At 65.3% G+C, this 9,903-nt stretch carries 12 protein-coding genes; 2 read left to right on the top strand and 10 right to left on the bottom strand.

The window, feature by feature from the left end; translation table 11 throughout:
* Positions 1 to 144: 144 nt before the first annotated feature.
* The 8 genes from fabF to JYJ84_RS19465 form a co-directional block, all read right to left on the bottom strand.
* Positions 145 to 1,377 (bottom strand): beta-ketoacyl-ACP synthase II, encoded by a 1,233-nt coding sequence (gene fabF / locus JYJ84_RS19500; protein WP_175221283.1) that lies wholly within the window; start codon positions 1,375 to 1,377, stop codon positions 145 to 147.
* 167 nt (positions 1,378 to 1,544) lie between these two features.
* Positions 1,545 to 1,784, bottom strand: a complete 240-nt coding sequence (acpP, locus tag JYJ84_RS19495) for an acyl carrier protein (protein WP_004197638.1) — start codon at positions 1,782 to 1,784, stop codon at positions 1,545 to 1,547.
* A gap of 144 nt (positions 1,785 to 1,928) precedes the next feature.
* Positions 1,929 to 2,678 (bottom strand): 3-oxoacyl-ACP reductase FabG, encoded by a 750-nt coding sequence (gene fabG / locus JYJ84_RS19490; protein ID WP_059706934.1) that lies wholly within the window; start codon positions 2,676 to 2,678, stop codon positions 1,929 to 1,931.
* Positions 2,679 to 2,714: 36 nt separating this feature from the next.
* A complete protein-coding gene (fabD, locus tag JYJ84_RS19485; protein WP_174960337.1) occupies positions 2,715 to 3,647 on the bottom strand; it encodes an ACP S-malonyltransferase in 933 nt (310 codons plus the stop codon).
* Between the two features lie 83 nt (positions 3,648 to 3,730).
* Positions 3,731 to 4,720, bottom strand: coding sequence for a beta-ketoacyl-ACP synthase III (locus JYJ84_RS19480; protein WP_174960339.1), 990 nt, complete (start codon positions 4,718 to 4,720; stop codon positions 3,731 to 3,733).
* The gene (plsX, locus tag JYJ84_RS19475) at positions 4,721 to 5,827 is read right to left on the bottom strand and encodes a phosphate acyltransferase PlsX (RefSeq protein WP_122944836.1); all 1,107 of its coding nucleotides are present in this window, start codon (positions 5,825 to 5,827) and stop codon (positions 4,721 to 4,723) included.
* Positions 5,828 to 5,956: 129 nt separating this feature from the next.
* On the bottom strand, positions 5,957 to 6,136 hold the full coding sequence (gene rpmF, locus JYJ84_RS19470; RefSeq protein WP_006051932.1) for a 50S ribosomal protein L32: 180 nt from the start codon (positions 6,134 to 6,136) through the stop codon (positions 5,957 to 5,959).
* 98 nt (positions 6,137 to 6,234) lie between these two features.
* A complete protein-coding gene (locus JYJ84_RS19465; RefSeq protein WP_122944835.1) occupies positions 6,235 to 6,870 on the bottom strand; it encodes a DUF177 domain-containing protein in 636 nt (211 codons plus the stop codon).
* Between the two features lie 230 nt (positions 6,871 to 7,100).
* Here JYJ84_RS19465 and JYJ84_RS19460 point away from each other — a divergent pair, with 230 nt between their 5' ends.
* The gene (locus JYJ84_RS19460) at positions 7,101 to 7,733 is read left to right on the top strand and encodes a Maf-like protein (RefSeq protein WP_175221284.1); all 633 of its coding nucleotides are present in this window, start codon (positions 7,101 to 7,103) and stop codon (positions 7,731 to 7,733) included.
* Positions 7,730 to 8,452, top strand: coding sequence for an SAM-dependent methyltransferase (locus JYJ84_RS19455; RefSeq protein ID WP_175221285.1), 723 nt, complete (start codon positions 7,730 to 7,732; stop codon positions 8,450 to 8,452). The genes JYJ84_RS19460 and JYJ84_RS19455 overlap by 4 nt, the downstream gene beginning before the upstream one ends.
* A gap of 58 nt (positions 8,453 to 8,510) precedes the next feature.
* On the opposite strand, the gene JYJ84_RS19450 is transcribed toward JYJ84_RS19455, so the two are convergent.
* Positions 8,511 to 9,503, bottom strand: coding sequence for a S49 family peptidase (locus tag JYJ84_RS19450; RefSeq protein WP_122944833.1), 993 nt, complete (start codon positions 9,501 to 9,503; stop codon positions 8,511 to 8,513).
* 12 nt (positions 9,504 to 9,515) lie between these two features.
* The coding region (locus JYJ84_RS19445) for a Rieske 2Fe-2S domain-containing protein (RefSeq protein ID WP_240201878.1) at positions 9,516 to 9,903 on the bottom strand (388 nt) is incomplete at its 5' end.

Below are 9,903 nucleotides of genomic sequence, written 5' to 3'. Positions count from 1 at the left end.
CGGCGCCCAGAACAGGTAGACCGACGCGGCAGCCGACGCGACGAACGCGGCCAGCACGAAATACGACACGGCCGAGGCCCGCAACGCAAAGCGCTGCGGACGCCCGGCCGGAGCATCGAAGGGACTCGTCAAGCGATTGCAGCGTCAGACGCGCTTGAACACCAGCGTGCCGTTGGTACCGCCGAAGCCGAAGTTGTTCTTCATGGCGACGTCGATCTTCATGTCACGCGCGGTGTTCGCGCAGTAATCGAGATCGCACTCCGGGTCCTGGTTGAAGATGTTGATGGTCGGCGGCGACACGTTGTTATGCAGCGCCAGCACCGTGAACACCGATTCGAGGCCGCCCGCGCCGCCCAGCAGGTGGCCCGTCATCGACTTCGTCGAGTTCACGACGAGCTTGTACGCATGCTCGCCGAAGGCCGCCTTCACCGCGTCGGACTCGTTCTTGTCGCCCAGCGGCGTCGACGTGCCGTGCGCGTTCAGGTACTGGACCTCATCCGCGTTCAGGCCGGCGTCGCGCAGTGCCGCGACCATGCAACGGCGCGGGCCGTCCATGTTCGGCGCGGTCATGTGGTACGCGTCGCCCGTCATGCCGAAGCCCGAGACTTCCGCGTAGATTTTCGCCCCGCGTGCCTTCGCCGCTTCGTACTCTTCGAGCACCATCACGCCTGCACCCTCGCCCAGCACGAAGCCGTCGCGGTCCTTGTCCCACGGACGGGACGCGCTGGCCGGATCGTCGTTGCGGGTCGACAGCGCGCGCGCTGCCGCAAAACCGCCGATGCCGAGCGGCGACACCGTCGATTCGGCACCGCCCGCGACCATCACGTCGGCGTCGCCCGCCTGGATCAGGCGTGCGGCCAGGCCGATGCTGTGCAGGCCGGTCGTGCAGGCCGTCACGGCCGCGAGGTTCGGGCCCTTCAGGCCGAACATGATGCTCAGGTGACCCGAGATCATGTTGATGATCGAACCCGGCACGAAGAACGGCGAAATCCGGCGCGCGCCGCGATCGACGTAGGTCTGGTGCGTATCTTCGATCATCGGCAGGCCGCCGATGCCGGAACCGACCAGCACGCCGATGCGTTCCGCATTGGCTTCGTTCACTTCCAGCCCGCTGTCCTTGATGGCCTGGACGCCGGCGGCGATGCCGTAATGGATGAACGTATCCATGTTCCGGGCTTCCTTCGCCGGGATGTACTCCTCGGCGACGAATCCCTTCACTTCGCCCGCGAAATGGACGGCGAGGTTCGACGGATCGAACTTCGTGACGGTGGCAATACCGGACTTGCCGGCGACGAGATTGGCCCAGCCGTCGGCAACATTATTGCCAACAGGCGAAATCAGCCCCAGGCCTGTAACAACAACACGACGGCGGCTCACGGTAACCTCTTTTCCATTATTGGATGACAAAAACAAAAGCCACAGTGGCCACAGGAACCAGCCCTGCGAGCCCTGTGGCTGTTAGTCCGTCCGGCGCGAAGCCGGCAGGATGGCGCGTCAATCGCGAAAATCGCGGAGACGTGGCGGACAAGCGCGAAAGGCGCCTATTACGCCTTGACGTTTGCGCGAGCGTAGTCGATCGCTTGCTGAACGGTCGTGATCTTCTCTGCTTCTTCGTCCGGGATTTCCATGCCGAACTCGTCTTCCAGAGCCATCACCAGTTCGACGGTGTCGAGCGAGTCGGCGCCCAGGTCGTTCACGAACGAAGCTTCGTTCTTGATCTCGGCTTCCGCGACGCCCAGTTGTTCAGCGACGATCTTCTTGACACGTTGTTCGATGTTATCCATTACCCCTCCGAGGGAAAGTTCAGATTTACAAGTGCGCGCATTTTATCAGGTTTGCTGACGCCAAAACGCGCGTTGGCTTGATGGTCGATCAAGCGCCGATCCGCCTGAAAAACGGGATACGGCGCGGATGGTAAACGAAAATCGTTACGACATGTACATGCCGCCGTTCACGTGCAGCGTCGTACCGGTGATGTAACCGGCTTGCGGCGATGCGAGGAACGCGACGGCATGGGCGATGTCTTCCGGGCTGCCGAGGCGGCCGAGCGGAATCTGGGTCTTGAGCGCGGCCTGTTGTTCTTCCGGCAGCGTCTTCGTCATGTCGGTGTCGATGAAGCCCGGCGCGACGCAGTTCACGGTGATGCCGCGGCTGCCGATTTCACGCGCGAGCGCACGGGTCATGCCCGCGACGCCGGCCTTCGCGGCTGCGTAGTTGACCTGGCCCGGGTTGCCGGCCGAGCCGACCACCGACGTGATGTTGATGATGCGGCCACCACGAGCCTTCATCATCGGGCGCAGTACCGCGCGCGACAGGCGGAACACCGACTTCAGGTTGGTGTCGATCACCGCGTCCCAGTCCTCGTCCTTCATGCGCATCGCGAGCTGGTCCTGCGTGATGCCCGCGTTGTTGACGAGCACGTTCAGCGCGCCGAATTCCTTCACGGTCGCGTCGATCAGCGCCTCGGCGGCTGCCGCGTCGTTGACGTTCAGCACCGCGCCGCGCCCCGTGACGCCCGCTTCCGCGAACGTCGCGGTGATCGCAGCGGCGCCCGATTCGCTCGTCGCCGTGCCGATCACCGTCGCGCCCAGGCGCGCGAGTTCGAGCGCGATCGAACGGCCGATGCCGCGCGATGCGCCAGTGACGATCGCAACCTGTTTATCGAGAGTCTTGTCCATGAATCGAATATCCGTCTCTTGAGAAAAGGTGCCGCGTCAGGCGGTCACCAGCTTGAGCGCTTCGTCGAGCGACGCCGGATCGAACACCGATGCACCCGTCAGGTTGCCGTCGATGCGCTTCGTCAGGCCGGCGAGCACCTTGCCCGGACCGCATTCGATCACGTGCGTGACGCCCGTGCCGGCGATGTGCTTCACGCACTCGACCCAGCGCACCGGGCCCGCGGCCTGGCGCACCAGCGCGTCCTTGATCGCAGCCGGATCGCTGACCACGGCGACGTCGATGTTGTTGACGACCGGAATCTGCGGCGCCTTGACGTCGACGTTCGCGAGATAGTCGCGCAGCTGGTCCGACGCCGGCTTGAGCAGCGACGAATGGAACGGCGCCGACACCGGCAGCGGCAGCGCGCGCTTCGCACCCTTCGCCTTCGCGATCTCGCAGGCCTTTTCGACCGCGGCCTTGTTGCCTGCGATAACGACCTGCGCGGGGGCATTGAAGTTCACGGCTTCGACAACGCCCGCTTCCGCGGCTTCGGCGCAGACCGCGCGCACCGTGTCGTCGTCGAGGCCCAGGATCGCGGCCATGCCGCCCTGGCCCACCGGCACGGCCGTCTGCATCGCCTGCGCGCGAAAACGCACGAGCGGCACCGCATCCTTGAACGCGAGCGCGCCGGCGGCGACGAGCGCCGTGTATTCACCGAGGCTGTGGCCGGCGACGATCGACGGCGCCGGGCCGCCTGCCTGTTGCCACGCGCGATAGCACGCATAGGCAGCGGTCAGCATCACGGGCTGCGTGTTGGCGGTGAGATTCAGCTCTTCGGCCGGGCCTTCGGCGATCAGCTTGCCGAGATCCTGATTGAGTGCATCGGACGCTTCCTGGAGCGTCTCGCGCACGACGGCCAGATCGGCGAATGCGTTGAGCATGCCGACCGCCTGCGAGCCCTGCCCCGGAAATACGAATGCAAATTTCATATCGTCCCCAATTGAGTCGATTCGGACGGCGCGCACGAATGGCGCGCCGATGGGATCCGCGCGCAGCAGTCGCGCGCCGCGGATCAGTAGCGGAAGACCGACGCGCCCCAGGTGAAGCCGCCGCCGACGCCTTCGATCAGCACGTGCTGGCCACGCTGGATGCGACCGTCGCGCACCGCGGCGTCGAGCGCCAGCGGGATCGACGCAGCCGACGTGTTGCCGTGCTGGTCGACCGTCACGACCATGCGCTCCTGCGGCAGGCCGAGCTTGCGGCAGGTGCTGGTCATGATGCGAATGTTGGCCTGGTGAGGAATCAGCCAGTCGATCTGCTCGGGCGCGAGATTCGCCTTTGCGAGCGCCTCGATCGCAACCTTCTCGAGCACGTTGACCGCGAGCTTGAACACGGCCTGCCCGTCCATGTACAGGAACGCGCTGCCTTCGATCACGCCGCGGTTGACGTTGCCCGGCGTGCAGAGGATGTGCGAATAGCTGCCGTCCGCGTGCAGTGCGCTGCCGAGCACGCCCGGCTCTTCCGACGCGGACAGGATCACCGCGCCCGCGCCGTCGCCGAACAGCACGCAGGTCGTGCGGTCCTTGAAGTCGAGAATGCGCGAGAACGTCTCCGCGCCGACGATGAGCGCCGTGCGGTGCTGGCCGCTGCGGATGAAGCTGTCGGCCGTCGCCATCGCGTACGCAAAGCCCGAACACACGGCCTGCACGTCGAATGCCGCACCGCCGTTCTTGATGCCGAGCTTGTTCTGCAGCAGGCACGCGGTGCTCGGGAACACGAAATCGGGGGTCGAAGTCGCGACGATGATCAGGTCGATCGACTGCGGATCGATGCCGGCGGCTTCGATCGCGCGACGCGACGCCTCGAACGCGAGGTCGCTGGTCGTCACGTCCGGTGCGGCGAAATGGCGCGCATGGATACCCGTGCGCGCAACGATCCATTCATCGCTCGTCTCAATGCCTTCCTTCGCGAGACGATCGGTCAACTGCTGGTTCGTGACGCGGTCAGGCGGCAGGTAGCTGCCCGTGCCGAGCACGCGGGAATAGAGAGTCGATTGGGCCATTTATGCTTTAGAGGATTGCGCAGCGGAAGGTTCGGCGTGATGGCCTGCGGCGGGGCTTGCATGGCCCGCGCCGCCCGCGTCGTGTTCGCCTTCGCCGAGTGACACTGAATTATCCGCCATCGCGCGCGCGAGGCGCTCCAGCACGCCGTTTTTGACGGCATCATACCCGCGTTTAATCGCCCACTCAAACGCGTAGGCGTCGGCGGAACCGTGGCTCTTGATCACGAGGCTCTTCAGCCCCAGTAACGCTGCACCATTGTACTGCCGGTGGTCGACGCGCTTCTTGAAACGTAGCAGGACAGGCGCGGCGAGCAGCGCCATCAGCTTCGACATCAGCGAACGGCCGAACTCCTCGCGGATGATGTCGGCCAGCATTTGCGCGAGGCCCTCGGACGTCTTCAGCGCGACGTTGCCGACGAAGCCGTCGCACACGATCACGTCGACGGTGCCCTTGTAGATGTCGTTGCCTTCGACGTTGCCGCGGAAATTGAGCGTGCTGGCGCGCAGCAGTTCACCTGCGCGCTTGATCGTCTCGTTGCCCTTGATCACCTCTTCGCCGATGTTCAGCAGGCCGATCGCCGGACGCTCCTTGCCTTCGAGCGCGGCCACGAGCGCGTGCCCCATCTCCGCGAACTGCAGCAGGTGCTGCGGCTCGCAGTCGACGTTCGCGCCGAGGTCCAGCATCATCGTGTAGCCGGTCGGGTTCGGCAGCGCGGACGCGATCGCGGGCCGTTCGATGCCGGGCAGCGTCTTGAGTACGTAACGGGAAACGGCCATCAGCGCGCCGGTATTGCCGGCGGAGATACAGGCCTGCGCCTCGCCTTCCTTGACGCGGTTGAGCGCGACGCGCATCGAAGAATCCTTCTTCTTGCGCAGCGCCACTTCGACAGGGTCGTCCATCGCCACGACTTCGGTGGCGGGAACGATGGTCAGCGCGGGATCGTCGAGGGCTTTCAGCTTTTTCAGCTGAGCGCGGATCGCGCTTTCGATGCCGACGAGCATCAGGTGCGCATCGGGATGCGCGCGGACGAACTTGACTGCCGCGGGAACGGTCACGGACGGGCCGTGGTCGCCTCCCATGCAATCGATTGTGAGCTTTACGGTCATGGAATGCGACGAATTTCAGGCACAAAAAAGCGGCAGATGAATGCCGCCTTTTTGTCGAGCCAGGAAAGTGTCAAGCGAACCAGTTGTCACGCGAACGGCAAGCGTAGCGCGCAACGCGTGACTTGACGCTTAGTCGTTCTTCGTCTTGACGACTTTCTTGCCGCGATAGTAGCCGTTCGGGCTGACGTGGTGACGCAGATGCACTTCACCCGTGCTCGGCTCGACTGCCAGCGGCGCTGCCGTCAGGAAATCGTGCGAACGATGCATGCCGCGCTTCGACGGCGACTTCTTGTTTTGCTGGACTGCCATGACTAACTCCTAAATAATTTTCCGGATTCTAACACAGCCCGATCCGGCGCTTAACTACCCTGGCCCAAAGCCTTTACGCCTTCCCGCGCCACAACTGCTTAGTGTTTCTTGGTGCCGTCACCGTCCTTCTTCAGCGCTTCCAGCGCTGCGAACGGATTCGGCCGTTTGCCTTCGTCCCCGGCTTCGTCGGACTCCTCGTCCGTCTCTTCCGCGGGACCGCTCGCGCCCGACACGAGGCTTTCGTGAACTGCCGGGCAAACCTCGTGCTTGGGCACGAGCGGCAACGAAAGCAGCAATTCCTCTTCGATCAAGTCGACGAGATCGAACTGGCGTGAGCCCACGATCACATCGGCTTCATCGTCGTCGAGCGGAAATTCTTCAGCTTCTTCTTCGGTCGCGACGACCCGGTACGTCATGTCGACGCCGAACGCCTGGTCGTACGGGGTCATGCAGCGCTGGCACGTGAGCCACGCATGGCCATGCACCGCAAGGCGCAGATACGGCTGCTGCCCATCGGCGCCGTCGTCCTGCAACTCCTTCTGGGTGAACCCTTCCGCCTGCCATGTGAAGACCGTGTCGCGATCTGGCGCGTCCGCGGGCACTTCGTTTAACATGCGCGGCAGTTGCGAGAGGCGCACCGCGCCTGCTGCCTGCCGCCCGCTGCGGGCGAATTCGAACAGGTCGATCGCGTGCGGATCAAGCGCCGCAGCAGGTTTGCCAGAAGAAGTGTTCATGTGCGCTCCTGCCTACAGGCTGACTTGCGGATCCGGCTTGGTACCGCTCGCGTACGGTTCATCCGCGGATGACGTACTTTACTTCCGAAGACCCGGCAGGCACCACCACAACGGAAGCCTACCGACGAAAAGCGGGAAAGCATACCTGTTTTACCTTTTGCGGTCAATCACTTAAGCTTGCGTCCGCGCAACGCTGCGCAACACCCGACGACTCACCGATCCAACCGACCATGCCGGATACCGTTTGCCGCCCGCCGCGGCTGATTCTTGCCTCCAGTTCACGCTACCGCCGCGCGCTCCTCGAGCGCCTCGGCATCCCCTTCGACGTCGTGTCACCCGACCTCGACGAAACCCCGCACGACGGCGAAACGCCTGCCGCGACCGCCCTGCGCCTCGCCGGCGCGAAAGCGCGCGCAGTCGCTGCCACGATCGACGCGCCGGACGGCGTGCTCGTGATCGGGTCGGACCAGGTCGCGACCTTCGACGGGCTCCAGATCGGCAAGCCCGGCACGCATGAGCGCGCGCTCGCGCAACTCGTGTCGATGCAGGGCCGCGAAGTCGAATTCCACAGCGCGCTCTGCCTGTACGACAGCCGGACGGGCGAAGCGCAGGTCGAGGACATCGTCACGCGCGTGCGCTTTCGCTCGCTGCCCGAGGCCGAACTCGACGCGTACCTGCGCGCGGAAACGCCATACGACGTCGCCGGCAGCGCGAAGTCCGAAGGGCTCGGCATTGCACTGCTCGACGCGATCGACTCGAACGACCCGACCGCGCTCGTCGGCCTGCCGCTGATCGCGCTCACGCGCATGCTGCGCGCCGCCGAATATCCGTTGTTTGCAACCACCCGTGGAGACCGCGCATGACCGCCGGCACGCTTTACCTCGTCCCGAACACGCTCGGCGAAGGCGACGAATCGATGCTCGCCGCCGTGCTGCCCGCGGCCGTCCAGGCGCGCGCCGGCACGCTCGGCTATTACATCGGCGAGAACGCGAAAACGACGCGCGCGTTTCTGAAGAAGATCGGCACGACGCGCCCGATCCAGGAAATCGAGATCAGCGAACTGAACGTCAATACGCCGACCGGCGCCATCGACCGGCTGCTCGCGCCCATTCTGGCCGGTGCGGACGCCGGCCTCGTGTCGGAGGCCGGCTGCCCGGCCGTCGCCGATCCCGGTGCACTGCTGGTGCGCCGCGCGCACGAGCGCGGCGTGAAAGTCGTGCCGCTCGTCGGGCCGAGTTCGATCCTGCTCGCGCTGATGGCATCGGGCCTGAACGGCCAGAGCTTCGCGTTCAACGGCTATCTGCCGGTCGACGCAGCCGCGCGCGCGAAACGCCTGCGCGAACTCGAGCAACTGTCACGCAAGGCGCGCCAGACGCAGATCTTCATCGAAACGCCGTACCGGAATCACGCGATGCTCGACACGCTCGTCGCGACCTGCGCACCGTCGACGCAGATCTGCGTCGCGGCCGACCTGACCCTCGCGACCGAGACGATCGCGAGCCGCACCGTAGCGGACTGGAAAAAGGCGCCTGCGCCGAATCTGCACAAGCGTCCAGCGATCTTCCTGCTGCTGGCGAACTGAAGCCGCAGCAGGCGAACCGCCAAGCGACTGCGGGCCGTTGCGGCCCGCCCGCTTTCGGTCAGCGCAAGCTGACCGACGCGCCGCCGGCCGTCAGCGCCTTCATCGCGGCGCCGCCCACGGCTGCGCCGAACTTGCGCGCGACACGGTTCGTCAGGCTTTCCTTGACCGTATAGTCGACGAGATCGGGCGCCTTCAGAACGTCGCGCGCGACCGTGTCGGTCGTGCCGTAGCCGTCGGCAAGCCCGAGCTCGACACTCTTCTCGCCGGTCCAGAACAGGCCCGAGAACATGTCGGGCGTCTCGTGCAGCCGCTTGCCGCGGCCATCCTTCACGGCCTTGATGAACTGTGCATGCACCTGGTCGAGCAATGCCTGCGCATGCGCGTCCATCTTCGGCGTCTCCGGCGAGAACGGGTCGTAGAAGCCCTTGTTTTCGCCCGACGTATGCAGGCGCCGCTCGACGCCGAGCTTGCCCATCAGGCCAGTAAAGCCGAACCCGTCCATCAGCACGCCGATCGACCCGACGATGCTCGCCTTGTCGACGAAGATCTTGTCGGCCGCGGACGCGATGTAATAGCCACCCGATGCGCACATGTCGGTCACGACGACGTACAGCGGCTTGTCCGGGTATTTCGCGCGCAGCCGCCGGATCTCGTCGTAGACCATCCCGGCCTGCACCGGGCTGCCGCCCGGGCTGTTGATCCGCAGCACGACGCCGACCGTGCCGTCGTCGTCGAACGCGGCGTCGAGCGCCGTGTTGATGTCGTCGGCGTTCGCGTTGACGCCGGCCGCGATCTCGCCGTCGATCGTCACGAGCGCCGTATGCCGCCCGCTCGAAGAAAACTTCGAATCGCTCGAGAAATCGATCAAAGCGAACGCGAACAGCACGAACACGGCGAGGAACGCGAAGCGGAAGAAGATCTTCCAGCGCCGCGCCGCGCGCTGCTCCTTGACCGCCGCAAGCGCGATCCGCTCGAGCGCCGCACGCTCCCAGTTCGGTTCACGGCTGTCGGGACGGGAGGAGGAATCCGGGGAATTCGGTTGGTCGGCCATGCAGTGTTGTCGTTAGTCGGTCGTGGCGGGAACGGCGGGACGCAGGTCGGCGTCGGGCACCCAGAATACCGCACGCCCGTCGGACGTGTCGCGCTCGTCGACCTCGACCGGCCGCAGGCGGCCGCCGCGGCACGGGCCGCCGACGCACTTGCCGGTGTTCGGCTCGTAGATCGCGCCATGCGTCGCGCACATCAGGTAGAGGCCCGACGATTCGAAGAACTGCCCTTCGGCCCAGTCGAGCTCCATCGGCACATGCGCGCAGCGATTCAGGTAACCATATGCCTGGCCCTCGTAGCGCACGAAGAACACGACGGCCTGCTCGCCGCGCAGCGTCGCGTCGACGCGCACGCCGGCGCCACCGTCAGCCAGCACATCCGAAGCGCACACGCGCACGGCATCC

This window comes from Burkholderia sp. LMG 13014 (genome assembly GCF_905232215.1).
Lineage (GTDB): Bacteria > Pseudomonadota > Gammaproteobacteria > Burkholderiales > Burkholderiaceae > Burkholderia.
The sequence above is the reverse complement of the archived record's forward strand: the minus strand, read 5'-3'. Positions and strand labels throughout refer to the sequence as shown.

Coding starts and splice junctions, on each gene's coding strand:
- acpP (WP_004197638.1), bottom strand. CDS start 1,784: ATGGATAACATCGAACAACGTGTCAAGAAGATCGTCGCTGAACAACTG.
- fabG (WP_059706934.1), bottom strand. CDS start 2,678: ATGGACAAGACTCTCGATAAACAGGTTGCGATCGTCACTGGCGCATCG.
- fabD (WP_174960337.1), bottom strand. CDS start 3,647: ATGAAATTTGCATTCGTATTTCCGGGGCAGGGCTCGCAGGCGGTCGGC.
- JYJ84_RS19480 (WP_174960339.1), bottom strand. CDS start 4,720: ATGGCCCAATCGACTCTCTATTCCCGCGTGCTCGGCACGGGCAGCTAC.
- plsX (WP_122944836.1), bottom strand. CDS start 5,827: ATGACCGTAAAGCTCACAATCGATTGCATGGGAGGCGACCACGGCCCG.
- rpmF (WP_006051932.1), bottom strand. CDS start 6,136: ATGGCAGTCCAGCAAAACAAGAAGTCGCCGTCGAAGCGCGGCATGCAT.
- JYJ84_RS19465 (WP_122944835.1), bottom strand. CDS start 6,870: ATGAACACTTCTTCTGGCAAACCTGCTGCGGCGCTTGATCCGCACGCG.
- JYJ84_RS19460 (WP_175221284.1), top strand. CDS start 7,101: ATGCCGGATACCGTTTGCCGCCCGCCGCGGCTGATTCTTGCCTCCAGT.
- JYJ84_RS19455 (WP_175221285.1), top strand. CDS start 7,730: ATGACCGCCGGCACGCTTTACCTCGTCCCGAACACGCTCGGCGAAGGC.
- JYJ84_RS19450 (WP_122944833.1), bottom strand. CDS start 9,503: ATGGCCGACCAACCGAATTCCCCGGATTCCTCCTCCCGTCCCGACAGC.